General features: G+C 65.6%; 27 protein-coding genes. 20 read left to right on the top strand and 7 right to left on the bottom strand.

Annotated features, from left to right (window positions below):
- Nucleotides 1–19 precede the first annotated feature (19 nt).
- Nucleotides 20–976: a LysR family transcriptional regulator gene (locus HWX00_RS08165; protein WP_059559810.1), complete on the bottom strand. Its 957-nt coding sequence runs from the start codon at nucleotides 974–976 to the stop codon at nucleotides 20–22.
- A 225-nt stretch (nucleotides 977–1,201) separates the two neighbouring features.
- Between HWX00_RS08165 and HWX00_RS08170 the strand changes: the two genes are divergently transcribed.
- Nucleotides 1,202–2,230: a DUF1338 domain-containing protein gene (locus HWX00_RS08170; protein WP_034188436.1), complete on the top strand. Its 1,029-nt coding sequence runs from the start codon at nucleotides 1,202–1,204 to the stop codon at nucleotides 2,228–2,230.
- 343 nt (nucleotides 2,231–2,573) lie between these two features.
- On the opposite strand, the gene HWX00_RS08175 is transcribed toward HWX00_RS08170, so the two are convergent.
- The 3 genes from HWX00_RS08175 to HWX00_RS08185 all read right to left on the bottom strand — a co-directional run bounded on the left by HWX00_RS08175 (nucleotide 2,574) and on the right by HWX00_RS08185 (nucleotide 3,413).
- Nucleotides 2,574–2,771, bottom strand: coding sequence for a CsbD family protein (locus HWX00_RS08175; RefSeq protein WP_034188435.1), 198 nt, complete (start codon nucleotides 2,769–2,771; stop codon nucleotides 2,574–2,576).
- A gap of 63 nt (nucleotides 2,772–2,834) precedes the next feature.
- Nucleotides 2,835–3,185: a BON domain-containing protein gene (locus tag HWX00_RS08180; RefSeq protein WP_034188434.1), complete on the bottom strand. Its 351-nt coding sequence runs from the start codon at nucleotides 3,183–3,185 to the stop codon at nucleotides 2,835–2,837.
- A gap of 63 nt (nucleotides 3,186–3,248) precedes the next feature.
- Nucleotides 3,249–3,413, bottom strand: coding sequence for a hypothetical protein (locus tag HWX00_RS08185; protein ID WP_167361896.1), 165 nt, complete (start codon nucleotides 3,411–3,413; stop codon nucleotides 3,249–3,251).
- Nucleotides 3,414–3,797: 384 nt separating this feature from the next.
- Here HWX00_RS08185 and HWX00_RS08190 point away from each other — a divergent pair, with 384 nt between their 5' ends.
- From HWX00_RS08190 to HWX00_RS08205, 4 genes are all read left to right on the top strand, one after another.
- Nucleotides 3,798–5,330, top strand: coding sequence for a helix-turn-helix transcriptional regulator (locus HWX00_RS08190; RefSeq protein WP_034188433.1), 1,533 nt, complete (start codon nucleotides 3,798–3,800; stop codon nucleotides 5,328–5,330).
- A gap of 140 nt (nucleotides 5,331–5,470) precedes the next feature.
- Nucleotides 5,471–5,662: a CsbD family protein gene (locus HWX00_RS08195; RefSeq protein ID WP_034188432.1), complete on the top strand. Its 192-nt coding sequence runs from the start codon at nucleotides 5,471–5,473 to the stop codon at nucleotides 5,660–5,662.
- Between the two features lie 424 nt (nucleotides 5,663–6,086).
- On the top strand, nucleotides 6,087–7,238 hold the full coding sequence (locus HWX00_RS08200; RefSeq protein ID WP_175027096.1) for a branched-chain amino acid ABC transporter substrate-binding protein: 1,152 nt from the start codon (nucleotides 6,087–6,089) through the stop codon (nucleotides 7,236–7,238).
- A 163-nt stretch (nucleotides 7,239–7,401) separates the two neighbouring features.
- Complete coding sequence (locus HWX00_RS08205; protein ID WP_049036133.1) at nucleotides 7,402–8,574, top strand: NAD(P)/FAD-dependent oxidoreductase; 1,173 nt, start codon at nucleotides 7,402–7,404, stop codon at nucleotides 8,572–8,574.
- Nucleotides 8,575–8,668: 94 nt separating this feature from the next.
- Here the strand turns inward: HWX00_RS08205 and HWX00_RS08210 are convergent, their stop codons facing one another.
- Nucleotides 8,669–9,850, bottom strand: coding sequence for a serine hydrolase domain-containing protein (locus tag HWX00_RS08210; protein WP_175027097.1), 1,182 nt, complete (start codon nucleotides 9,848–9,850; stop codon nucleotides 8,669–8,671).
- A 252-nt stretch (nucleotides 9,851–10,102) separates the two neighbouring features.
- On the opposite strand from HWX00_RS08210, the gene HWX00_RS08215 reads away from it, so the two are divergent.
- The 4 genes from HWX00_RS08215 to HWX00_RS08230 all read left to right on the top strand — a co-directional run bounded on the left by HWX00_RS08215 (nucleotide 10,103) and on the right by HWX00_RS08230 (nucleotide 13,946).
- Entirely contained in the window at nucleotides 10,103–11,230 is a 1,128-nt protein-coding gene (locus tag HWX00_RS08215) for an aminotransferase class V-fold PLP-dependent enzyme (protein ID WP_124608114.1), read from the top strand.
- Between the two features lie 265 nt (nucleotides 11,231–11,495).
- Nucleotides 11,496–11,960, top strand: coding sequence for a GNAT family N-acetyltransferase (locus HWX00_RS08220; RefSeq protein ID WP_049028879.1), 465 nt, complete (start codon nucleotides 11,496–11,498; stop codon nucleotides 11,958–11,960).
- 126 nt (nucleotides 11,961–12,086) lie between these two features.
- Complete coding sequence (locus tag HWX00_RS08225) at nucleotides 12,087–12,941, top strand: AraC family transcriptional regulator (RefSeq protein WP_226193668.1); 855 nt, start codon at nucleotides 12,087–12,089, stop codon at nucleotides 12,939–12,941.
- Between the two features lie 87 nt (nucleotides 12,942–13,028).
- Entirely contained in the window at nucleotides 13,029–13,946 is a 918-nt protein-coding gene (locus HWX00_RS08230; RefSeq protein ID WP_175027098.1) for an alpha/beta hydrolase, read from the top strand.
- A 34-nt stretch (nucleotides 13,947–13,980) separates the two neighbouring features.
- Here HWX00_RS08230 and HWX00_RS08235 read toward each other — a convergent pair whose 3' ends face one another.
- A complete protein-coding gene (locus tag HWX00_RS08235) occupies nucleotides 13,981–14,409 on the bottom strand; it encodes a VOC family protein (protein WP_175027099.1) in 429 nt (142 codons plus the stop codon).
- Between the two features lie 622 nt (nucleotides 14,410–15,031).
- On the opposite strand from HWX00_RS08235, the gene HWX00_RS08240 reads away from it, so the two are divergent.
- The 6 genes from HWX00_RS08240 (at nucleotide 15,032) to HWX00_RS08265 (ending at nucleotide 17,957) form a co-directional block, all read left to right on the top strand.
- Complete coding sequence (locus HWX00_RS08240; protein WP_034188424.1) at nucleotides 15,032–15,403, top strand: VOC family protein; 372 nt, start codon at nucleotides 15,032–15,034, stop codon at nucleotides 15,401–15,403.
- Between the two features lie 74 nt (nucleotides 15,404–15,477).
- The gene (locus HWX00_RS08245) at nucleotides 15,478–15,705 is read left to right on the top strand and encodes a hypothetical protein (RefSeq protein ID WP_049028877.1); all 228 of its coding nucleotides are present in this window, start codon (nucleotides 15,478–15,480) and stop codon (nucleotides 15,703–15,705) included.
- 13 nt (nucleotides 15,706–15,718) lie between these two features.
- On the top strand, nucleotides 15,719–16,006 hold the full coding sequence (locus HWX00_RS08250; protein WP_080287844.1) for a hypothetical protein: 288 nt from the start codon (nucleotides 15,719–15,721) through the stop codon (nucleotides 16,004–16,006).
- Between the two features lie 110 nt (nucleotides 16,007–16,116).
- A complete protein-coding gene (locus HWX00_RS08255) occupies nucleotides 16,117–16,560 on the top strand; it encodes a hypothetical protein (RefSeq protein ID WP_034188422.1) in 444 nt (147 codons plus the stop codon).
- Between the two features lie 85 nt (nucleotides 16,561–16,645).
- On the top strand, nucleotides 16,646–17,158 hold the full coding sequence (locus HWX00_RS08260) for a GNAT family N-acetyltransferase (RefSeq protein WP_175027100.1): 513 nt from the start codon (nucleotides 16,646–16,648) through the stop codon (nucleotides 17,156–17,158).
- The gene (locus HWX00_RS08265; RefSeq protein ID WP_226103873.1) at nucleotides 17,133–17,957 is read left to right on the top strand and encodes a hypothetical protein; all 825 of its coding nucleotides are present in this window, start codon (nucleotides 17,133–17,135) and stop codon (nucleotides 17,955–17,957) included. Before HWX00_RS08260 ends, HWX00_RS08265 begins: the two co-directional genes overlap by 26 nt.
- 4 nt (nucleotides 17,958–17,961) lie before the next feature.
- On the opposite strand, the gene HWX00_RS08270 is transcribed toward HWX00_RS08265, so the two are convergent.
- Nucleotides 17,962–18,933 carry a LysR substrate-binding domain-containing protein gene (locus tag HWX00_RS08270; protein ID WP_049028874.1) on the bottom strand — a complete coding sequence of 324 codons (972 nt, stop codon included), beginning with the start codon at nucleotides 18,931–18,933 and terminating at the stop codon, nucleotides 17,962–17,964.
- A 135-nt stretch (nucleotides 18,934–19,068) separates the two neighbouring features.
- On the opposite strand from HWX00_RS08270, the gene HWX00_RS08275 reads away from it, so the two are divergent.
- From HWX00_RS08275 to HWX00_RS08295, 5 genes are all read left to right on the top strand, one after another.
- On the top strand, nucleotides 19,069–21,369 hold the full coding sequence (locus HWX00_RS08275; protein WP_069704467.1) for an NADP-dependent malic enzyme: 2,301 nt from the start codon (nucleotides 19,069–19,071) through the stop codon (nucleotides 21,367–21,369).
- Nucleotides 21,370–21,499: 130 nt separating this feature from the next.
- Nucleotides 21,500–21,883 (top strand): hypothetical protein, encoded by a 384-nt coding sequence (locus HWX00_RS08280; protein WP_034188417.1) that lies wholly within the window; start codon nucleotides 21,500–21,502, stop codon nucleotides 21,881–21,883.
- A 313-nt stretch (nucleotides 21,884–22,196) separates the two neighbouring features.
- Nucleotides 22,197–23,396, top strand: a complete 1,200-nt coding sequence (locus tag HWX00_RS08285) for an aminotransferase-like domain-containing protein (protein WP_175027101.1) — start codon at nucleotides 22,197–22,199, stop codon at nucleotides 23,394–23,396.
- Nucleotides 23,397–23,408: 12 nt separating this feature from the next.
- Nucleotides 23,409–23,600 carry a hypothetical protein gene (locus HWX00_RS08290; RefSeq protein WP_175027102.1) on the top strand — a complete coding sequence of 64 codons (192 nt, stop codon included), beginning with the start codon at nucleotides 23,409–23,411 and terminating at the stop codon, nucleotides 23,598–23,600.
- 96 nt (nucleotides 23,601–23,696) lie between these two features.
- Complete coding sequence (locus HWX00_RS08295; protein ID WP_049035274.1) at nucleotides 23,697–24,287, top strand: pyridoxamine 5'-phosphate oxidase family protein; 591 nt, start codon at nucleotides 23,697–23,699, stop codon at nucleotides 24,285–24,287.
- The last annotated feature ends 31 nt before the right edge of the window (nucleotides 24,288–24,318 follow it).

A 24,318-nucleotide genomic window follows, 5' to 3' on the forward strand; every position in this document is an offset into this window, starting at 1 on the left:
CAGGTTGCCGGCGGCGCCGTCATTCGACGTCCTCGTCGTCCTCGTCGTCCTCCGTATCGTCCATCTCCTCCGCGCGCGCCGGCGCCGCATACGCGCTCGCCTGTTCGAGCAGCCAGCCGCGGAACAGCTCCAGCGGCTTGCTGTGGCTGAATTCCGTCGGATACACGAGGTAGTACGCCGAATCGCCGACCGTCGCGGCGTCGCACGGCACGACCAGGCCGAGCTGCTGCAGCTGTTCCTCGACGAAGAACTTCGGCACGAGCGCGATGCCGAGCCCGGCCGCGGCCGCGCTGATCAGCATCGTATGCAGTTCGTAACGCACGCCCTGCATCGTGCGGATGTCCTCGACGCCATGGGTCTCGAACCACTGCGCCCACGCGCCGGGGCGCGTGGTCGAGTGCAGCAGCGGATACGCGAGCAGATCCTCGACGCGCTCGACCGGCCCGTCGAGCAGCGCGGGCGAACAGATCGGCACGACCTCCTCGCCGAACAGGTAGTCGGACGAGGTGCCGGGCCAGGTCGGCTTGCCGTAGTGGATCGCGGCCTCGAAGTGCGTGTCCTCGAACGAGAACAGGTCGGTGCGGCTGCCCATGTTCACGCGCACGTCGGGCGTGCGGTCGTAGAAGCTCTTGATGCGCGGGATCAGCCAGTGCGATGCGAAGGTCGGCAGCACCGCGAGCTCCAGGTAGCCGCCGCCGCTGCCGTGCGCGATGATCGACAGCGTGTCGCGGTCGAGCGTTTCCAGCGCGCGTCGCACCTGCGTGCCGTAGAGCTTGCCGGCGCGCGTCAGCACGACGCGCTGCTTCACCCGGGCGAACAGCCGCACGCCGAGGCTGGCCTCGAGCGTCGCGATCTGGCGCGACACCGCGCTTTCGGTCAGGAACAGCTCCTTGGCCGCGTGCGTGAAGCTCTCGTGGCGCGCGGCGGCTTCGAAAGCCACGAGCGCGCCCATGTTGGGAATCTTGAATTTACGCATGATGCTCGTTTCGTCTGACGAACGGGGCCGCGCCGCGCGAGGGCGGAAGGCGGGCGGGGGACAGGTAATAATTCCAAAAACTCATCACGTGTCAATTTAATCTCGCTTTACGCCCGGCTGCAACCCTTTGAATAATGCTCCCCACGCAAGGTCAGGCGCCCGCCGGGCGGCCGGCCGACGAGTTGCCGGCACGTTTGCCGGCGGTCCCCCGAGACGAGAATCCTGATGCGCAATCCGAATATCGAGAGCTTGCTGACGAAGCTGCTGGGACAGGCGAAGACCGACGCCCTGTTCTCGACCCTGAACATGCCGGCCATCCTCGAAGAATGGGAAGACGGCGTCGTGACGCGCGCGGAAATCGCGCAGGCGATGAACATGGCGCTGTTCGAAGGGCTGCTCGAACGTTCGGCGAACGGCCGCGCCTACACGGCCGAAGCGATCGAAAGCGGCGGCTCGGTCTATTTCGACCACGGCGCGCTGCGCACGGTGCGCTGGCCGCACACGGGCGCGCTGCCGCCGGGCGAAGCCGCGTTCACGCGCATCCTGCGTCCGCTCGGGTTCCGCCTGAACGGCCGCTACCCGCTCGACAAGCTCGGCATGACGGGCCGCGCGTACGCGCACGAAGACGCGCCGGACGAAATCGCGCAGTTCTTCGTCAGCGAACTGCATCCGGAACGTTTCTCGAAGGAGTTCCAGCAGGCCGTGACGAACGTCGTCAGCTCGTCGCGCGATCCGCTGTCGCCGGCGGCCGTCGCGCTGCTGTGGGAGGTCGAGCGCGAAGGCTGGCTGCCGCTGGACGCCGCGCAGGCGCTGCTGCCGGAAATCGTCGGCGCGTTCGCGCGCCAGCACGACGTGCCGAACGAACTCGACTATGAAACGCTGCTGATGGAATCGGCGGAAATGGCGTGGATCGCGACCGAAGGCAACGCGTTCAACCACGCGACCGACCGTGTCGCCGACGTGTTCAAGCTGTCCGACGACGAGAAGGCGAAGGGCCGCCCGATGAAGCCGGAAGTCGAGCGTTCGCGCTCGGGCCGCGTGTTCCAGACCGCGTATCGCGCCGACACCGTCGAGCGCGAGTTCCGCACCCGCGACGGCGGCACGGTGAAGCGCAACGTGCCGGGCTCGTTCTACGAGTTCATCACGCGCAAGCGCACGTTCGACCAGGGCGCGCGCCGCTGGGTGACCGACCTGCGTTTCGATGCGGGCAACGCGCAAGGCATCTTCAAGATGACGGCGAACGCGGCGAAGTAACGCGGCACCGCGGCGGAAGCGACGAACCGGTCGGGCAGGACGTGCATGCGTCCTGCCCGATCTGCGTTGGGGGGCTCGCGATGCAGCGTCGGCGCGCGTCGACGGTCGTGCGGCGAAGCCGTCCGTGGCCGTCGGTCGTGTCGTCGAAGGGGAGGTGTGTGCCGCGAAGGCGGCGGGCGCGTGCCGGGCGCCGCGCCGTCAGAAGACGTGCGTGATCAGATAGAACAGCACCAGCAGCCCGAACGGCACGCCGAGCAGCCAGGCGATCAGGTATTTACCCATATCGTTGTCCTGAATGGCCGCGACGCCATCGGCGCCGCGGCGGGTGAAATTGCCGGATGCGTTACAGCTCGCGATCGAAATCCTTCAACTGCTTTTCGGCTTCATCACGGGCGATCCCGTAACGTTCCTGGATCTTGCCGGCCAGGTAGTCGCGATTGCCTTCGGCTACCGCGAGATCGTCGTCGGTCAGCTTGCCCCACTTGGCCTTCAGCTTGCCGGTCAACTGCTTCCACTGGCCCTTGATCTTGTCCTCGTTCATCGTGTGCTCCTTGGTCGTGATGGGAAAACTGCGGGGGGAGCGCGGCAGCCGCCGCGCGGGAGGTCAGGCCTTCGCCTTCAGGCCGGATGCGTCGACGTGCTTCACGCCCTTGATCGCGCGCGTCACGGCGACGGCCTTCTTCACGGCCGTCTTGGTCGGCAGCACGCCCGTGAGCGTGACGACGCCGTCGACCGTCTTCACGCTGATGTCGGTGCTCTTCACGCCGTCGGTGGTCGCGAGTTCACCCTTCACCTTGGTCGTGATCCACGTGTCGGTGACGGGCTGGTTCGATTCGGTCGCCATGCCGCTGTCGGCCGACGAGGCCTGGGCATGCGCGTTCGTGAGCGGCGCGGCGGACAGCAGGAAGGCCGCGCTGACGGCGAGCAGCGTCGAAAGGTGCGAGGTCTTGTTCATGGATGTTCTCCTTCGATGGGCGTGTTGAATGAATGGATCGACGAGCACGGAGCGTGCCGCGGGTTACCGGGCGATCGGCGTGTCGTAGCCGGGCTCGCGCGGCGGCATGTCCGGGCGCGGCAGGTCCGGCGGCAGCGGCACCGGCGGATCGGTGCCGGGCGGCGGTTCGGGCGGAGCGTCCGGGGCCGGCTCGGGCCGCGTCGGATCGGGTGTCTGATGCAGCTTCATCCGGTTGTCCTCCTCTGCGGTGTGAAAGGGCAGCGCATGAGCGCCGATGCAGTACCAGCGTACCGACGCGAACGCGAGCGGACATCGCGCAAATTCACCGGATCGGCTAGTGCGTTTGCACCGGGAATGGCACGGGCGGGCAGGAACGGGGAATGCATCACGACCCGGGCAACGCGCGGGCACCGGCGCGAGGGCCTTGCCGTGCCGTTGGGCGGGACACCGCACGGTGCCGATGCGGCATGCGAATGTACTATTGGAGGTAGTGCATTCGCGCCTGTCGCGTCCTCGCGCGGTACGCGATCATCACCGCACGCGCCGGCCGGGGCGTGCGGCGTAACGGGGCAATCGGCGGGCGGTCATGTTGACGACAGGGACAACGACTCGATGAACGAACAAGTAGACGAACAGGCGCTCAAGTCGCACACCGACCGGCGCCAGCTGCACCAGATCATCGCGGGGCTCACCGAAGGCGTGATCCTGATCGAGCCCGACCAGCGGATCGTCTGGGCGAACGAGGCCGCGCTCGCGATGCATGGCGTGACCGAACTGGCCGCGCTCGGCGCGGACGTCACCGAATACCGCGAGCGCTTCCGGCTGCGCTACCGGAACAACCATCCGGTGCGCGACGGCCACTATCCGATGGATCGCGTGATCGCCGGCGAGGAGTTCAGCGACGTGACGGTCGAAGTCGAATCGGCCGCCGACGAAACCGTGAGCTGGGTGCACCGCATTCGCAGCCTCGTGCTGACGAACGCGGCCGGCGAACCCGACTGCCTCGCGCTCGTGCTGCACGATGCGACCGAATGGGCGAGCGCCGAGGAGCGCTTCGAGCGCACCTTCAACGCCAACCCGGCGCCGGCCGTGATCTGCCGGCTCGACGACTTGCGCTACGTGAAGGTCAACCAGGGCTTCCTCGACATGACGGGCCACGCGCGCGACGACGTGCTCGGCCGCTCGGTGTACGAGGTCGACGTGCTCGAACAGGCCGAGCGGCGCGAGCTGGCGATCGAACGGCTCGGCGAAGGCGCGACGATCCCGCAGATGGAAGCCGTGCTGAAACTCGCGGACGGCAGCACGAAGGCGGTGGTCGTCGCCGGGCAGCCGATCGACATGAACGGCGAGGCGTGCATGCTGTTCACGTTCATGGATCTCGAGCCGCGCAAGCAGGCCGAGCGCGCGCTGAAGCAGAGCGAGGAGCGTTTCGCGACGGCATTCCGGATGGCGCCGGTCGCGACCGCGATCGTCACGGCCGACCGCTTCGAACTGCTCGACGTGAACGATGCGTTCGCCGCGATGACGGGCCATGCGCAGGACGCGCTGCTCGGCAAATCCGCGGACGAGATCGGGCTGTGGGCCGAGCGCGGCGCATGGCAGCGCATTGAAGGCCGGCTCGCGCGCGACGGCAACGTCCGCAACGCCGACGTGCAGATCCGCACGCGCGACGGTGATGTGCGCGATTGCGTCGTGTCGGCCGATCCGGTCGCGATCCACGGCCGCGACTGCCTGCTCGTCGCGCTGCTCGACATCAGCGATCGCAAGCGTACCGAGATGGAGCTCGTCTATGCGATCGAGACCGCGATGCAGGATGCGTCGTGGTTCAGCCGCACGCTGATCGAGAAGCTCGCGAACGTGCGGCGCGCGAATGCGCCGGACGCGGGCGCGCAGTTGTCGGACCTGACCGCGCGCGAGCGCGACGTATTCGACCTGCTGTGCCACGGCCTTGCCGACAAGGAGATCGCGGGCCGCCTCGGGCTCGCGCCGAACACCGTGCGCAATCACGTCGCGACGATCTACGCGAAGCTCGACGTGCACAGCCGCGGCGAGGCGATCGTGTGGGCGCGCGAGCGCGGGATCGTCGGCGCGGCCGAGGCGAACGGTGCACGCGGCGAGAAGGGCGGCACGAAGGGCAAGGACTGACGCCGACGGTACGAATGCACCACGCACACTGGTGCATCCGCATCTGCCGCCCGCCGCGTTCGCTTGCGATCCTGTCCACTCGGCGGGGCGGCGCGGGCCGCCGCATCGCCGGTTCTCCCTCACCATCGCAGGAGACGACCATGGACAGGAATCGCATCGAAGGCAAGCTCAAACAGGTCAAGGGTTCGGTCAAGGAAGCGCTCGGCAAGGTAACGGGCGACCGCAAGGCGGAAGCCGAAGGGGTGGCCGAACAGCAGGCCGGCAAGATCCAGGAGAAGGCCGGCGAGGCGGCCGACGCGGTGCGCAAGCCGGTGCGTACCGACCGGCGCTGACCGATGACGCGACGCCCGCCGCGGGCGTCGCAAAGGCCGGCCGGGCCGTCGTCGCGACGATGATGCGCGATCGGCATGACCACGGCCGGCCTTTGCCCGAGGGTGCCGCCGCCGCGCCCTCTTGCAGCCTTCCACGCTCGACCCCCCGCCGTACTGGCCGCGGGGTCGCCCGCGAACGCGGAACTTGATGAAAAATCCTCACAACATAGTTCCGATATTTCGTTTGCTGCGCGGGTATTGGCTACCCACAATCCCTTCACCTCTTTCGCGATGAAAGGTTCTTCGGAGACGGAATCGCGGTGATCGGCCGGCCGGTTGGCGCATCGAATGACGCCCCGGCAGCGCATGCCATCACCGACGCGCGAGAGGTCGCCGCCGCGCGGCCGCCGCGCGTTGCATCCCGACCCACAGAAGAAGGATTGCCATGACGTTCCGCATTCGTTCGCTTTCCGGCGTTGCATTGACCGCTGCGCTCCTCGCGTTCCAGACAGGCGCGGCTCATGCGCAGGAAACCGTCGTGAAGGTCGGCGTGGCCGGCCCGCTGACGGGCGGCGGCGCCGCATACGGCAAGGACATCGAGAACGGCGTGCGCATGGCGGTCGACGAAGCGAATGCCGCGCACACGACGGTCGGCGGCAAGCCGGTGAAGTTCGTGATCGCATCGCAGGACGACCAGAGCGATCCGCGTACCGGCGTGCAGGCGGCGCAGCAGCTCGCCGACGCGCAGGTGGCCGTCGTGATCGGCCACTTCAATTCGGGCACGACGCTGCCCGCGTCGAAGATCTACGCGAAAGCCGGCATTCCGATGATCACGCCGTCGGCGACCAATCCCGACATCACGCGCGCCGGGCTCGGCACCGTGTACCGCGTGATCGCGACCGACACGCAGAACGCGGGCAGCGCCGGCGCGTACGCCGCGAGCGTGACGAAGGCGAAGCGCATCGCGATCATCGACGACCGCACCGCGTTCGGCCAGGGCGAGGCCGACGAGTTCGAGCGGGCCGTGAAGGCGAACGGCGGCACGATCGTCGCGCGCGAGTTCACGAACGACAAGGCCGTCGACTTCAGCGCGCAGCTCACGAAGATCAAGAGCACCAATGCCGACCTCGTGTTCTTCGGCGGCCTCGATGCGCAGGCCGCGATGCTCGTGAAGCGCATGCGCCAGCTCGGCATCCGCGCGCAATTCCTCGCGGGCGGCGGCGTGATGAACGCGAACTTCATCAAGCTCGCCGGCAATGCGGCCGAGGGCGCGTCGGTGTGGGAATACGGGCAGCCGCTGTCGCGTCTCGCGAAGGGCAAGCAGTTCGAAACGAAATTCAGGCAGAAGTACGGCGTCGACATGCTCGCGTACGCGCCGTTCGCGTACGACGCGACGTGGATCGCGATCAACGCGATGCAGAAGGCGAACTCGACGAAGCCGGCCGATTTCAACGGCGCGCTGAAGGGCACGCGCTACGACGGCATCACGGGCACGATCGCGTTCACGAACACGGGCGACCTGAAGAACCCGAGCTCGACGCTGTATGAGGTGAAGAACGCCGCGTGGCAGCCCGTCACGACTCAATCGTCGGACTGACCGCAATACGCGCGAGCGGGCTTTCGCGGCGATGCCGGACGTGCTGAAATAGCCGAAGCGATCGCCGGGGAGTCCGCCCACGCGAGGCCGCGCGCGACGCGGCACGAACAACCTACGGGCGCGGCCGGCGGGCTGCGCCTTTCACGTGCAACCGGAGTCAGTCGTGAGTTCTCAAGTCGTCATCGTCGGCGGTGGTGTGATCGGCAGCTCGATCGCTTATTTCCTGCGCGCCACCGATCCCACGGTCGCCGTGACCGTCATCGAACGTGACCCCACCTATGCGCGGTCGTCGTCGGCGCTGTCGGCCGCGTCGATTCGCCAGCAGTTCTCGACGCCGCTGTCGATCGAGATGTCGCTGTTCGGCATCGACTTCCTGCGCACGATCGGCGAGCGTCTCGAAGTGGACGGCGACCGGCCGTCGATCGACCTGCACGAAGGCGGCTACCTGTTCCTCGCGACGCCGGCCGGCGACGCGACGCTGCGCGAGAATCATGCGCTGCAGACGCGCCTCGGCGCCGATATCCGCCTGATGGACCGCGACGCGCTGCGCGCGAAGTTTCCGTGGCTGAACGTCGACGATCTCGTGTCGGGCGCGTACGGCGCGAGCGGCGAAGGCTGGTTCGACGGCTACGGGCTCGTGCAGGCGCTGCGCAAGAAGGCGCAGGCGCTTGGTGCGCGCTACGTGCCGGCCGACGTGAAGGACGTGGTGCGCGACGGGCGCAAGATCACGCATGTCGTGACGGGCGACGGCGAGCGCTACGCGTGCGACACGCTCGTCAATGCAGCCGGCGCATGGGCGCGCACGCTGTCGTCGATGATGGGCATCGACATTCCCGTGTATGCGCGGCGCCGCAGCATCTTCAACGTATCGTCGCCGGCGAAGCTCGCCGATTGCCCGCTGCTGATCGACCCGACCGGCGTGTATTTCCGGCCGGAAGGGCGCACGTATATCTGCGGCACGTCGCCGAGCCCGGATCGCGACCCGGACGACCTGCCGCTCGACGAAGTCGATCATGACCTGTTCGACGAGGTGATCTGGCCGACGCTCGCGAATCGCGTGCCGGAATTCGAGGCGCTGCGCGTGGAGAACTGCTGGTCCGGGTACTACGAGTACAACGTGTTCGACCACAACGCGATCATCGGCTATCACCCGGCGCTCGACAACGTCGTGTTCGCGAACGGTTACAGCGGCCACGGATTGCAGCAAGGGCCGGCGACGGGGCGCGGCGTCTGTGAACTCATTCTGGGCGGGCGTTACGACACGCTCGACCTGTCGTCGCTCGGCTGGGCGCGTGTGCTGGAAAACCGGCCGATCGTCGAAAAGAACGTCGTGTAGCGCGGCGTGACCGCCCGGTCGTGTTGTGGGCGGGATTCTCCTTGTGTCTCAAACCCGTTGGCCCGACGCGTGTCGGGCCTTTTTTTCGTGCGGGTCAGCCGGCGCCATAGACGGCGTCGCGCAGATCCAGCGTGTACTGGCCGTTCATTCCTTCGTAGAGCGTGTTCGACAGCGACACGACGGTCAGCCCGCGTGCGCGATCGACGAACCAGGAATGACCGTAGACGCCACCCCAGCGCCAGGTGCCGACCGATTCGGGCGATGCGGCCGCCTGCGGGTCGCGCAGCACCGAAAACCCGATCCCGAAGCTCGCGCCCGGCAGGTCCGCCAGCTCGAGGTCGCCGGTCTGCACGCGGCCCATTTCGTCGACGAGGTCCGCGGGCAGGATGGCGCCGCCGCCCGCGCGCAGCGTGTCCAGCACCGTCAGCACATCGCCGGCGGTGCCGACCATGCCGGCGCCGCCCGATGCGAAAGCCTGCGCGTCGAGCGCGCGCGACGGCGAGTACGTGACGCCGACGAACCCTGCGTCGATGGGCACCGTCTCGTTCTCGGCGAGCCGGTGCGGCTGCGGCGTGTCGTTGACGTACGGCGTGGCAAGCCGCGCCGGATCGCGCGCGACGAAGGCCGTGTCGCGCGCGCCGAGCGGGCGGAGCACGAGCGCATCGATCGCGTCGGCGAGCGGCACGCTGCAGACGGCCTCGATCAGCGCGCCGACGACGTCGATCGACAGCGAGTAGTTCCAGTCGGTGCCGGGCGCGAACTGCAGCGGCACGCTCGCGATCCGGCGCAGGTTTTCGGCGAGCGTGATCGTCGCGCCGTCCAGCCCGTCGGAGACGCCGGCACGCGCATAGGGGCCGTTCGCGTCGGTCTCGCTGAAGCGATAGCCGAGGCCGGCGGTATGCGCGAGCAACTGTCGCAGCGTGATCGTCGGCACGCGGCCGTCGGGCAGTGCGGGGCGGAACTCGGGCAGCCAGCGCGTCACGTCGTCCTCGAGCGACAGCTTGCGTTGCGCGACGAGCGCCATCGCGGCCGCCGAGACGATCGGCTTCGTCACCGATGCGAGCCGGAACAGCGTGTCCTCGCGCATCGGCGTGCGCGATTCGCGGTCCGCGAACCCGGCCGCGCGGCGGTAGACGAGTTCGCCGTCGCGCGCGACCAGGACCACCGCGCCGACGAGGCGCTGCGTGTCGAGCTGGCGGGACAGGACCGCATCGATGCGCTCGGCGAGCGCCGGATCGATGGACGACTGCCGTGACGAAGCTGAAGAGGAGGTCATCGAGGATTCCTTCGTGAAGGGTCTGGTCGACATGTTATGGGCGGATGGCCGCACGCGTCGTTAACCCTTACACGGAACAGGGCTACGCGCGCGGCACGGGCCGGCGGACAAAATATGCCCCAATCGGCCGGCGGCGTTCGTTAGAATCTGCTTTCGTCGAGGAAATGACGCATCCGCATGGGTGCGGAGCAGTATCGAATCGCAGGCGCCGCGCGCCGCGATTCCATCGTTCATCTTTCACCGGAGGCGAGCATGCCAGGTTTACTTCCCGATGTTGACCGCGAGGGGCTCCTCGAATATTCGGTGGTGTACACCGATCGCTCGGTCAACCACATGTCGCAGCGCTTTCAGGGCGTCATGCGCGACATTTCCGCCACGCTGAAGAAGGTCTACCACGCGAAGGCGGTCGCGATCGTCCCGGGCAGCGGCACGTTCGGCATGGAAGCCGTCGCGCGGCAGTTCGCGACCAACAGGAAGTGCCTCGTGATCCGCAACGGCTGGTTCAGTTACCGCTGGTCGCAGATCTTCGACATGGGCAGCATTCCGTCCGAAACGACGGTGCTGAAAGCGCGTCCGGTCGAAACGGGCCGGCAGGCCGCCTATGCGCCGGCGCCGATCGACGAAGTGGTCGCCGCGATCAACGAGCACAGGCCGGATCTGGTGTTTGCGCCGCACGTCGAAACGGCTTCCGGGATGATGCTGCCCGACGGGTATCTGCGCGCGGTGGCCGATGCCGTGCATGCGGTCGGCGGCATGTTCGTGCTCGATTGCATTGCGTCGGGCACCGTCTGGGTCGACATGCAGGCGAGCGGCGTCGATATCCTGATCAGCGCGCCGCAGAAAGGCTGGAGCGCGTCGCCGTGTTGCGCGATGGTCATGTTCAGCCCGCTTGCGCGCGAACGCATCGATTCGACGACCAGCACCAGCTTCGCGTGCGATCTGCGCAAGTGGCTGCAGATCATGGAGGCGTACGAGGGCGGCGGGTTTGCGTATCACGCGACGATGCCGACCGATAGCCTCACGACGCTGCGCGACGTGATGAAGGAAACCGACGCGTACGGTTTCGACAAGGTGAAGGCCGAGCAGCTCGAACTGGGCGAGCGCATTCGTGCGCTGCTGGCGGAGAAGGGGTTCAGGAGCGTGGCGGCGGCAGGGTTCGAGGCGCCGGGTGTCGTGGTCAGCTACACGGACGACGACGGGATTCGAACCGGGAAGAAGTTCGCGGATGTCGGGTTGCAGATCGCGGCCGGCGTGCCGCTGCAGTGCGACGAGCCGGAGGACTTCAAGACGTTCCGGCTGGGGTTGTTCGGTCTCGACAAGCTGCACGATGTCGATGGCGCGGTCGAGCGGTTCTCGGATGCGTTGAACCGGATTCTTTGACGCGGTTGTTCGGCGCGGGCGCGCACCGGATCGTTGCCGGGACGGTGCGCGGTGGCGTGCGCTGTCCTGGTCTAGCGGTCCCGAATGGGCACGGTGAGTTTCGATGCCGACCCACTCGACCACGTGATCGTTCGAGCGGTTGCCGCCTCCACCGGTGACTGCGCCGAGTTCCGCCTGCTTCAACGCGTCGTCCAGCGCCTGATGCCTCCGACAGAGGCATGCCGCGCATGGTCGTCGGTCTTTACCGACCGGGAAAGGAGACCGGATGCACCGCCGATTTGTCATTCGTGCCGGCCGGCCCGCCGATGCAGACGCACTTACGAAACTGGCATTTCTTTCGAAAGCGCACTGGGGCTACCCCGAGGCGTGGCTGGATCTTTGGCGAGCCGATCTCACGGTGACGCCCGAGATGATCGAAAGCTCGATGGCGTACGTGGCCGAAACGGAAGAACGGATCATCGGGTTCTGGGTGAGGGCTGCGACCGATTCCGATGCGCTTACGCGCGGATGGTTGTTCGTCCATCCGGATCATATGGGGCAGGGCGTCGCACGTGCGCTATGGTCCGCGCTCAGGAAGGAAGCCGCCGCGAAGGGAATCGGAAGCTTCGTGATCGAGGCAGATCCCAACGCCGTGCCGTTCTATATGGCGCTCGGCGCGGAGAAGATTGCCGAGAAAGAGTCGACGCTCATTCCGGGCAGATGGGTTCCGATCCTGCGGGTACCCGTGTGATTTGGCGACGTGGTGCAATCATCGGGGCGACCGAACGGAATTCCACGCTGCAGGCGGACCCGTGTCGTTTGTCCGACTCGCGCGACCGCATCACCCGGCCATCCCGCGCAAATGAAAGGACGCGCGATGCAGGGCGAAGGTAAAGCGATCATGCTCGACGCGACGGCCCACCCGAAGCGGACTGGCCGCGCATACGCGCCGAAGAGCACCGATCCGCGCGATTACCAGCACGCACCGGGTATCGCGGCAGTCATGCCGAAAGCATTTCCCGACGGTTTCGTCGTCGCGGAACACCAGCATCCGCGCGCGCAACTCGTCTACACGACGACGGGCATAGCCGAAGTCCGTGCGAGCCAGTCGCTGTGGATGATCCCGCCGCATCGCGCACTCTGGATTCCACCGGACCTTCCGCATGCGATGCGCGCACACGGCCTCCTCGAAATGCGAACGGCGTACGTCGACCCGCGCGCGTACCCGTCGGCTTATCCGAATCAACCGAGACTGGTCGAGGTGTCGCCGCTGCTGCGCGAACTGATCGTGCGCGCGTCGTCCCTGTCGATCGACACGCATCCCGCCGGACGCGACGATCTCGTCATCCAGCTCATGCTCGCTGAAATCGAATGGTCGCCCGAGCAGCCGTTAAGGCTTCCGTCTGGCCGGGACCGGCGGCTTGCACGCGTCTGCGATGCCATCCTGTCGGATCCGGCCGATCAACGAACGCTGACGGAATGGGCCGGTGAAGTCGGTGCGTCGAGCCGAACCTTGGCGCGGCTGTTCCAGGCCGAAACGGGCTTGTCGTTCAGCCAGTGGCGACAACAAGCGCGTATTTCAGCCGCGCGCCCGCTGCTGGCGTCGGGTTGCTCGGTAATCGCCGTCGCGGCCGAACTGGGCTACGAAACGACGAGCGCATTCTCGACCGTGTTTCGCCGCTTCACCGGCATGACGCCGAGCGCTTACGCGAAATTGTCCGATTCGGCGTAGCACACGTCTTACCGGAACACGCGGGACATGGCGTGCGGGCATATCGTGTCGGTCATCGAATCCACCGACCGAATGAGGCCAGCCGACATGACGCGCCACGACATCGAATTCCCGTCCGAATCCGCGACGCTGCGGGGCTGGTTCTACGTGCCGACGCGGCGCGTCGCCGACAGCGAAACGTATCCTGCCATCGTGATGGCGCACGGCTTTTCGGCCGTGAAGGAGCAGTATCTGGACCGCTACGCGGAGGTGTTCGCCGCGAGTGGTTTTGCCGTGCTGCTCTACGATCACAAGAACTTCGGCGCGAGCGACGGGCTGCCCCGTCAGGAAATCGACCCCGTACAACAGAAGCGCGGCTATCGTGATGCGATCAGCTACCTGCTGACGCGTGCCGATGTCGATGGCGAACGCATCGGTATCTGGGGCACCAGCTACAGCGGCGGCCACGTGCTCGAAGTCGCCGCGATCGACCGGCGCGTGAAATGCGTGGTGTCGCAGGTGCCGACGATCAGCGGATACCAGTCGGGCTTGCGCCGCACGCGTTCCGATCTCGTACCGGCAATGCTGGCGCGTTTTGACGAAGACCGCAGGCAGCGCTTCGCGGGCAGCGCGCCGGCCATGTTGCCGGCCGTCAGTGCCGACCCGTCGGCTGCGTGCGCGATGGCTGGCGCGGATGCGTACCGGTTCTTCACCGAATCGGCCGCGCAGTTTGCGCCGAGCTGGCGAAACGAAGTGACGTTACGCAGTGCGGAGATGTCCCGCGAGAACGAACCGGGCCAGTACGTCGACCGCATCTCGCCGACGCCACTGCTGATGATCGTCGCCGATCAGGACGTGTTGACGCCGACCGACCTGTGCCTCAAGGCATGGGCAAACGCACTCGAACCGAAGCGCCTGCTCCAGATCAAGGGCGGGCATTTCACGCCGTATATCGAGCACTTCGACGCAACCAGTCGGGCAGCGGCGGAATGGTTCACGCAGCATCTGGGCGGCGTGCCGACCTGAGCCCGCGCGCGTCCGACCGGCGCCGCCGTTGGCGCTATGCGTGCCGCTTCGGGTTCCACGCCTTGTGGACGAACTCGAGCCGATTGCCGTCGAAGTCGGCGACGTTCGCCGCGTAGTAGCCGCGAGCGAAGTAGGTGCGATCCGCCGGTTTTCCCTCGTCGATGCCGCCGGCCTGGAGCGCGGCTGCGTAGGCGGCGTCGACCCGTTCGTTGGAGTCGCAGACGATCCCGAGATACAGCCCCGTCTCGCCGGGTTTGCGCTGGCGCAGCCAGATACTCGATCCGACCGCGGTGCCCTTGCCGTACACGTCGTCGCCGATGCCGTAGAGATCGGGGACGCCCTCGGGGCCCGACGCGGAGTCGTAGTTGCCGAAGATGCGCCAGCCGAGCGGTTTCAACGCTGCGGCGTAGAAGGCCAGCGACTTGTCGATGTTGGTGACGGAGAGGTAGACGTGGTCGATCATTGGGCCGCCTTTTTCGGTGTGGGTGCGCAGGGTTGGGACATCACGCTATCGGACCATAACAAACCGGCGATGCGCTGCACAGCGCCGACGATGGTCAAGCGCGGTCGCACGGCAATGGGGGCTCACAAATGACGTGCCGCAAACCGGCGCTGACGCCAGCCGTTGCTTCGTCATATGAAGTAATAGCTGTAATCCCGCATGAAATCTTCTTTCCGGTGACTCGGGCTAGACTGGTCGCGCCTTGTCCCCCCCAAGGCGTTTGGTGACTTCCGCTCGGCCCGCGCTTTCCGGCGCGGGCCTATTTTTTCGAGCGGGTGCTGTCGGCGCTCGAATGAGCGCCAACCGGATGCGCATGGTTTTTTCGAATCCTTTCAGGTGAGCAAGGTATCGACATGCGATCGTCAGGTATCCACAGGATCTCGCCAATGTCACGTCGCGTCGCGTGACGGCCCGGTATGGGGTGAGCGGGTGTTCCTTGTATCCCGCTCATTGGCCCGACGTTGTCGGGCCTTTTTTGTTGGTGAGCGAAGAGGTGTACTGCTGCAGGCAGTGTGTGGCACCATCGCGGTGGTCTCGACATCACACCCGGGTGCAGGCCCGCCCATCTATCCGAGGGGATCTCATGTTTGACCACGTCAAATTCGGCGTCAGCGACTTTGCCGCCAGCAAGGCGTTTTTCCTCAAGGCGCTTGCACCGATCGGGGCAGTGACCGTGGGCGAGGGCGAGCCTTCTTACGGTATCGAGATCAGTACGCCCGCCAAGGCCTCGTTGTGTCTGTTCCAGTCGGACGAGAAACCGGCGCATCTCCACATCGCGTTCGTGGCCGACAATCGGCAGCAAGTCGATGCGTTCTATCGCGCGGCGCTGGAGGCGGGCGGGAAGGACAACGGCGCGCCCGGGCTGCGGCCGCATTATCACGCGAACTACTACGCGGCATTCGTCATCGGGCCGGATGGGCACAATATCGAGGTGGTGTGTCATCAGGCGGAGTAATCGTCGGCGGCTGGCCGATGTCGTCGAAACCATGAACTGACGTATGCATCCGGCATGCACGGGAGTCTCGCGGGATGAGTGACATCGCCATCGATATACCTTTTCCGGTCATCGCGATTATCGTCGGCGCCATCTACTGGCCGGCGACGCTTGCTATCGGGGCGGTCGGCCTGTATTTCGGCGTGACGCGTCTGAGTGGAATCGGGCGCGTGGTCTGTGTCGTCGTTGCGCTGGTGTTTATCGTCGATGCCGGCGCGGGGATCTATGAATCGCTCAGGCAGAGTTTGAGTGCTTCAGCCTGATTGGAGCAGTACGATGGCGTATCGATTTCAGGTGGCGTCGAATGTCCTTCGCGACGGGTTGGGTGTTGAGCTAACCGACACGGAGGGAAATGTGCTCGCCGAAGTATTCAGATGCGACGCCGACCATACCCTGACGGTTTCATTGTTTTGCGACGCGCTGCCGTTTGCGCAAGTGGAGAAATTGGTTCTATTGGCACGGGACGAACTGGTTGCATTTGAAGATGGAACGCCGCTGCCGATTCGTATGGACCGCCACGATTCGTCACCCGGCTGTCACAACCTGAGAGATGGAAACGGATAACGATCGATAGCGATGTATGCGGCATTGCGAGTGAGCTACACTCGGCCGACAATCTGCACAGACGATTCAAATAATACCGGGGCGGGGGCCATCGGCCTCTCGAAAAGACGATGCCAATCAGCAAACTGAAGGCCATGCCGGCGTTTCACACGGACGCGCCGCCGCAGATCCGTCATGCCGTCGCGCTCTTCGCGATTGTCTGGCTCATCGAGGTCGGATGTGCTGTCTGGCTTCAGAGGCTGGGTTTCGATCAACTTGGTGAAGTGCCCGCGGAAAAGGCAACGCTGATGCGTAAGGGCATTGCCCTGATCGCCGTGGTCCAGGCATTCTGGCTGCTCTTGAACGCGAGCCTGATCATCGGCCTTTGCCAGCGACAAAAGCTGGCGCGAACGCTGGAACTGATACTCACGATTGTCACGACGCTAGCCTTCATCGTGATGGCGCCCCCGTTCAGGATGACTCTGTTCGAAGTGTCCTTTTTCGCCAATGCGATTGCGACCGTGCTCATTTATTCGGGCCCATGTTCACGCTGGTTCCAGGGTACGACTTCGTAAGGTCGTTACGTTTGTTATTGCGAATGCGGGTCGGCGAGATGAAGGCCGTCGTGCGACGCCGCGAAGATTCAACGGAAAGACGAGCGTGAATTCGAATGACATCCGCCGAGCCACGGCAGACGACGTACCGGCACTTACGCAGATCCGGAACGATGCGCACGCAAAGAAAGTCGCGCATGGCGACTATGTGTGGGGCAAGGAGGGTGACGGCTTCTCCGAGCGGTGGGTACGAAACCATGTCGCCGAGAAATCGGTGTATGTCGTCGAACAGAACGGCACGTTGGTCGGAACGTTCTCGCTGAGTTTCGACGATGACCCGCACTGGGGGCCGCAAGAACCGGTTGCCGGTTACGTGCACGGGCTATGTGTGCGGCAAGGTTTCAACGGGCTCGGGATCGGCGGCGTCATGCTCGATTGGTGCGCCCGCGAGGTGAACCGCATCGACCGGCGTTTCGTTCGACTCGACTGCGCTGCCGAAAACACCAAGCTCTGCGCTTATTACGAATCGCTCGGCTTCGTCCGCGTGGGGATCAAGTCGGATGGCCGCGACTGGTCGTTGTACGAGAAACCGGTTGCCCCGCACCGACCGGAACGTTGAAGGGTTTCTCTCACGCACTTCGTCGAAGCGAATGAAACCGGCGATGCGCCTTTTTGCCAGAACCGGCCAGATCATCGACAATCTGCAGCCGTCAAATAATCAGAAAGAGAGAGGGTGTATGCGCAGGACCGGCAAGATGTTCGCGGCAATCTTGAGTCTGGCAGTCGTCGGCATTGCCGGCGTTCGGGCGGCCTCCGCCGGCGAATCCGCATTTCCGCGCTACACGCAGACGGAAGGCCAGCTCGATAGCGACGGGCTCCCGCTTTCCGGCGTGAAGCTCTGCGTGCTTCCCGACCATGCGCCGTGCTTCGAGATGCCGCCGGCGCCGCTTCCCGGTTCGTCCCGGGAGGTGTACCAGTTCGGCCTGAATCCTCGCTCCGAACGGCTGCCGATCGCATCGGGCGGCTCGTGGGTGTTCTTCTCGGGGATGTTCTCGGGCGGCGGCAGCGGGATGCTGGAGCGTGTGGCCGTCCTGCGTGTCGGCCCGAATGGCAAGATCGAGAACCTGATGCCCAAAGTGACCGAAACGGAGATGGCCGACCGCGCGATGTGGAAGCTGCCGGACGTTTCGCCCTACCCGGTGTTTGTCCGCGCGGACTATATCTGGGAGAAGGACGAGGATCATTTCGGCAAGCACTTCTTCGAAGTCGACGCGTGGGTGTTCGATCCCGCCGCCAATCAATATGCGAAGCGTTTTTCCTACCGCACAACCAGGCGCTACGACCGCGGCGAGGGCTCGGACCACGTGTTGAGTGCCGAGCGCGCGGAAATCCTGCGCCGCCTCGCCGCGAGCAAATAGCCGCTTATCGCTGCATGTCCCCGTACGTCTCCTTGCACACCGCGCGCAGCGCGTCGACGAGCAGATCGCGCGCGGGCGAGCGCGAATCGGCGGAGCGGGTAAACAGCGCGATCGGCGGCAGCGTCCACACGAGCGAGTAAGGCACGATCGCCACGCCGGCAATCCGCACCAGTTCTTCCGCGATATCGGCCGGCACGATCGACACGGCCTCGTCGCTCGACGCGATCATTTCGCCGATCAGCTTCGACGAGTAGCTTTCGACGATCGGCACGGGCGGCGCGATGCCGGCCGACAGGAACAGGTCGGTCACCTGTTCGCGCATCGGCGTATGCGGCGCGCCGAGAATCCAGTCGAGCGCGTGCAGCTTGTGCCAGTCCAGCGGCATGCGCGCGAGCTTGGCCGCCAGCCGCCGGCTCGCGATCACGCGCGGCTGCTGCTGGTACAGCACTTCGAACGAAACCTGGCCCAGATCGATCGCCGACGACGCGCGGCCGATCACGATGTCGACGCCGTGATCCCTGAGTTGCAACAGCAACTGATCGCTGGTGCCTTCGTGAATCGTCACGGTCAGCCGCCGTTCCATCCGTGCCTGCAACCGCTTCAGCGCCGCCGACAGCAGCTGGCCGGAGATGAACGGAATCACGCCGATGTGCAGATGGGCCGCGTGCCCGGCGGCGACGGCCTCCATTTCGCGGGCGAGGTGGTCGAGATCCTTGATCATTGCCTTCGCGCGCTCCAGCACGACCGTGCCGAGCGCGGTGGGCCGCATGCCGCGCGACGAGCGCTCGAACAGCGGCGTGCCGAACATGCTCTCCAGTTCGGACAGCGCGTTCGTCACGGCCGGCTGGCTGCTGGCCATGTGCTCGGCGACACGCGTCAGCGACCCGTGCTGCTGGATCTGCAGCAACAGCACCAGATGCCGAATCTTCAGACGCGCGCCCAGCCGCCTGACCACGTCGTTTGCGTCAAAATTCATTGACTGGTCATGTATTCATCAGGAAAAAGTGATGGGCCGATATTAAAACAGAATCATCACGTTATGGCAGATCCCTAGAATCACCTCCATGGATCGCGCCGGGACTGGCCTGGCGCCCACGCCGGGACCCAAAACATGAAACAGACAGAGACACAGCAACAGGCCGCGTTCGACTATCACGAGTTTCCGACCCCCGGGAAAATCTCGGTCGTGGCGAGCAAGCCGCTGGTGACCCAGCGCGATCTGGCGCTGGCCTATACGCCCGGCGTGGCGAGCGTGTGCGAGTCGATTGCCGCCGATCCGCTGCAGGCGCACCGCTTCACAAGCCGCGGCAACCTGGTCGGCGTGATCACGAACGGCACCGCGGTGCTCGGCCTCGGCAACATCGGCCCGCTCGCATCGAAGCCGGTGATGGAAGGCAAGGCCGTCCTGTTCAAGAAGTTCGCCGGGATCGACGTGTTCGACATCGAGATCAACGAGACCGATCCGGACAAGCTGGTCGACATCATTGCCGGCCTCGAACCCACGTTCGGCGGCATCAACCTCGAGGACATCAAGGCGCCGGAATGTTTCACGGTCGAGCAGAAGCTGCGCGAACGCATGAAGATTCCCGTCTTCCACGACGATCAGCACGGCACCGCGATTACCGTTTCCGCCGCGTTCATCAACGGGCTGAAGGTCGTCGGCAAGTCGATCAAGGACGTGAAGGTCGTGACGTCGGGCGCCGGAGCAGCCGCGCTGGCGTGCCTGGACCTGCTGGTCGACCTCGGGCTGCCGGTGGAAAACGTCTGGGTGACCGACATCGAGGGCGTCGTCTATCGCGGCCGCACCGTGCTGATGGACCCGGCCAAGTCGCGCTTCGCGCAGGAAACGGATGCGCGCAAGCTGGCCGAAGTGATCGGCGGCGCGGATGTGTTCCTGGGGCTGTCGGTCGGCGGCATCCTCACGGCCGAGATGCTGAAGGCGATGGCGGCGCGTCCGCTGATTCTCGCGCTGGCCAACCCGACGCCGGAAATCTTCCCGGAACTGGCGCACGAGACGCGCGACGACGTCGTCATCGCGACGGGCCGCTCGGACTATCCGAACCAGGTCAACAACGTGCTGTGCTTCCCGTACATTTTCCGCGGCGCGCTGGATGTGGGTGCGACGACGATCACACGTGAAATGGAAATCGCCGCGGTGCACGCGATCGCGGGGTTGGCGGAGGAAGAGCAGAACGAAGTGGTCGCGGCGGCCTACGGCGCGTACGACGTGTCGTTCGGCGCGCAATATCTGATTCCGAAGCCGTTTGACCCGCGCCTGATCGTGCGAATCGCGCCGGCCGTGGCCAAGGCGGCAATGGAAGGCGGCGTGGCGACGCGCCCGCTCGAGAATCTCGACGCGTATGTCGAGCAACTGCAGCAGTTCGTCTATCACTCGGGCGCGTTCATGAAGCCGCTGTTCGCGACCGCGCGTCGGCTCGTGCGTGACGGCGGCAAGGCGCGGATCGTGTTCACCGAGGGCGAAGACGAGCGCGTGCTGCGTGCGGTGCAGGTGATCGTCGACGAGAAGCTCGCGCGTCCGATCCTGGTCGGGCGTCCGGAGGTGCTGCTGGCGCGCATCGAGCGGTTCGGCCTGCGCCTGCGACTCGGTCAGGATGTCGAAGTGACCAATCCGGAGTATGACGAACGCTTCCCGCAGTACTGGACGAAGTATTGGGAACTGCGTTGCCGCGACGGCATTTCGAAGGAAATGGCGCGCGTGGAAATGCGCCGCCGCCTCACGCTGATCGGCGCGATGATGGTGCAGCTCGGCGATGCGGACGGGATGATTTGCGGGACGGTGGGCGAGTATCACAATCACCTGCGATTCGTGGACGAAGTGATCGGCAAGAAGCCCGGTGCGTCGACCTACGCGGCGATGAACATCCTGCTGCTCGATCAGCGGACGGTCGCGCTGGTGGATACGCACGTCAACGACAACCCCGATGCGGAGCAGATCGCGGAATTCACGATCGCGGCGGCCCGGCAGATGGAATGGCTGAACCTGACGCCGAAGGTCGCGCTGCTGTCGCGGTCGAACTTCGGGTCGGGAAGCGCGGCCTCGGGCGTGAAGATGCGCCGGGCGCTGGAGATCATGCGGGAACAGGCGCCGGATATCGAGGCGGATGGCGAGATGCATGGCGACTGTGCGCTGGATGAAGGGCTGCGCGCGAAGCTGCTGCCGATGTCGCCGCTGAAGGGCGCAGCGAATTTGCTGGTTTGTCCGAATGTCGACGCCGGTAACATCGCGTACAACCTGCTCAAGACCGAGGCGGGGAGCAATGTGGCGGTGGGGCCGTTCCTGCTCGGCGTCAATGCGCCGGTGAACATCCTGACTTCGAGCGCCACCGTGCGGCGGATCGTGAATATGGCCGCGTTGACGGTGATCGAGGCGAATCGGGGTGTGGGTGGTTGATTGAATGGCGGGGGCGGTTACGGCCGCCCCTTGTTCGTGCGCATCTGGCCGTTACGAGCCAGCCGGATTCGCTGCGTCTGCCCGGGGGCGGCCCGTGCGATGATGTGCCATGACCAGCATGAGAAATGGAATGACGACTACATTCGACGAGGCGACCACGGCGGCGATCGCCGCGTTTGCCCAACTGGATCTCCACACGGCCGTGCAAGCGATGCGCGCCGAGGCCGATTACGACTACGAACGCGACCAGTGGATCTCGCGCTATATCGACGAGCACGGCGGCGGCGAGGACGATGCAGCCTACGATGCCTTGCACGCGCAGGCCCAGGCCACCCCGGAATACGCGCAGTTCGTCGATACGGTTCGCCGGGAAATCCTGGCGTACTTCGGCGTGACCGACGATCAACTGGACTGGATGATCCTGCTGCGCGATGACGACAGCGATGCGCTTTGGGCGGAAGTCAACCGGCAGCGGAGCGCGTTGGGAACGGGTGAGGTGCGCGGGGATCTCTGATCTTCGTGTTCCATCTGTGCCGGCTTGTCAGAAATTTCAACCATGTCGGCCGAGCGAAGCGCATCGGTCGGGCGAGCGTCACGCTCGCTTTTTTTTTTGATGTTCGTCTACCTGTCAACAACCCGGCCTCACTCCGTCTAAACCCGCGATTTAATGACCAAACCGCAAGACCTAGTGCATAGATATCGTTTGCCGAGCCCTTAATGACTATCGACAATCGTGGCTCGAATTCACCGCCGCGGCGCCAAAAGCGCCCCGGCGGTTGGCACTCGACGGCTATCCCGGCCGCCCGTGCCCTCCAGCTCACGACGACATGTACGCGTTCACTCCCTCATTCCAGAATCCCGCCGGCTCGCCGATCCGCGAACTGTTCAAGTACCTGTCCGAACCGGGCATGATTTCCTTCGCGGGCGGCTATCCGGCCAGCGACCTGTTCGACGTCGACGGCCTGAACGCGGCCGCCGAGCGCGCATACGCACAGCCCGTCCGCTGCCTGCAATACGGCCCGACCGACGGCCTCGCCGAACTGAAGCAGCAACTGATCGCGCTGATGGCGCGTCGCGGCGTCGCGTGCACGCCGGCCGAACTGCTCGTCACGACCGGCTCGCAGCAGGGCCTCGACCTGCTGCTGCGCGTGATGGTGTCGCCCGGCGACGTCGTGCTGACCGAACAGCCGGCTTACCCGGCCACGCTGCAGGCGATGCGTCTGCAGCAGGCGCGCATCGTGACGATCCCCGTCGACGGTGAAGGGCTCGACGTCGACCGTCTTGCCGAGCAACTCGCCTCCGGCACGATCGCGCAACCGAAGCTGCTTTACACCGTTCCGACCTTCGCGAACCCCACCGGCGCGACGCTCACGCGCGAACGCCGGCTGAAGCTGCTGCGTCTCGCGGTGCAATACCGTTTCCTGGTCATCGAGGACGATCCGTACGGCGACCTGCGTTTCGCGGGCGAAGCCGTGCCGTCGATGCTCGCGCTGGCCGGTGAAGTGGACGGCGCGCGCGACTGGATCGTGCATTTCGCGAGCCTGTCGAAGATCGTCGCGCCGGGGCTGCGCGTGGGCTGGACGATCGCGCCGGCCGAGATCGCGCGGCGCTGCGTGATCGCGAAGCAGACGGTCGACCTGTGCAGCGCGCCGTGGACGCAGGCGACCGCCGCCGAATACCTGGCCGACGGCGCGCTCGAACGCCACTTGCCGCGCATCACGGCCGCGTACCAGCGCAAATGCGACGCGATGTGCGACGCGCTGCGCGACGGGTTCGGCGATGCGATCGAATTCCACCGTCCCGAAGGCGGGATGTTCGTGTGGGCGCGGATCGGCGCGGTGCCGTCGGACGTGCTGCTGCAACAGGCGATCGCCAACAAGATCGTGTTCGTTCCCGGCAAGGCGTTTTTCGCGGACAACGTCGACGCAGCGTCGCTGCGCCTGTCGTTCGCCGCGCCGGATGTCGACGCGATCCGGGAAGGCGTCGCGCGCCTCGTGCGCGCGTATGGTGCGGCGCTGGCCGCGTGAGGAGACATCAACGTGAATATCATCGTCAACGAAACGGCATCGACGGGCGCGGCGTCAGTCACGGGCGACAAGCGGCCGCCCAGGCATCGCTCGTCGCAGATCAGCGCGGGGCCGCAATACGTGGCCGACGTGCTCGGCCGCTTCGGCGCGGAGCCGGCGTCCGATGCGGGCGATGTCGCCCCGGCCGTGCTCGGCTATAACTGACCGGCACAAGCACGGCGGCCCGCGTCGCACGCGAGCCGCCGCTGAAACAACCGGTTAAGCTGGCGCGATCGAAACACCGACGATCGCCATCGCCTCATGTCCGACCCGACTTCCGAATCGCTCGCGCAAACCTACGACCGCCTCTGGTCCTGTCTCGAAACCGGCGTCGGCGCGCGGCGCTCGCCGTTCACGATGCTGCAGGCCGCCACGCTCGGCCTCGACGGCACGCCGAAGGTCCGGACGATCGTATTGCGTCAGGTGAGCCGGGCCGATCGCGTGCTGTCGTTTCATACCGATGCGCGCTCGGAGAAAGTCGCGGAGTTGCGCCGCGATCCACGCTTCTCGATCGTTGCGAACGATCTCGACGCGCTCGTGCAGATTCGCGCGCAAGGCATTGCATCGATCTGCGAAGACGAAGCACAACGGCGTGCGATCTGGGCGTCGAGCCGTCCGCATACGCTGCTGCTGTATCGCGCGCCGTTGCCGCCCGGCACGCCGATCGCGTCACCGGAACAAGCGCATATCGACGGCACCGCACCATCCGGCGACGGCTACGAAAACTTCTGCCTGATCCACATGACGGTCACGCGCATCGACTGGCTCGAACTCGCGCGAACGGGGCATCGCCGGGCGGTGTTCGATCTGAACGGTGAAAGCGGCTACGAGGCGCGCTGGATCGCTCCCTGACGCTGATGCAGGACGATCAAGGCGCTCCAGG

The sequence above is a fragment of the Burkholderia seminalis DSM 23518 genome (assembly GCF_902832885.1).
Classification (GTDB): Bacteria; Pseudomonadota; Gammaproteobacteria; order Burkholderiales; family Burkholderiaceae; genus Burkholderia; species Burkholderia seminalis.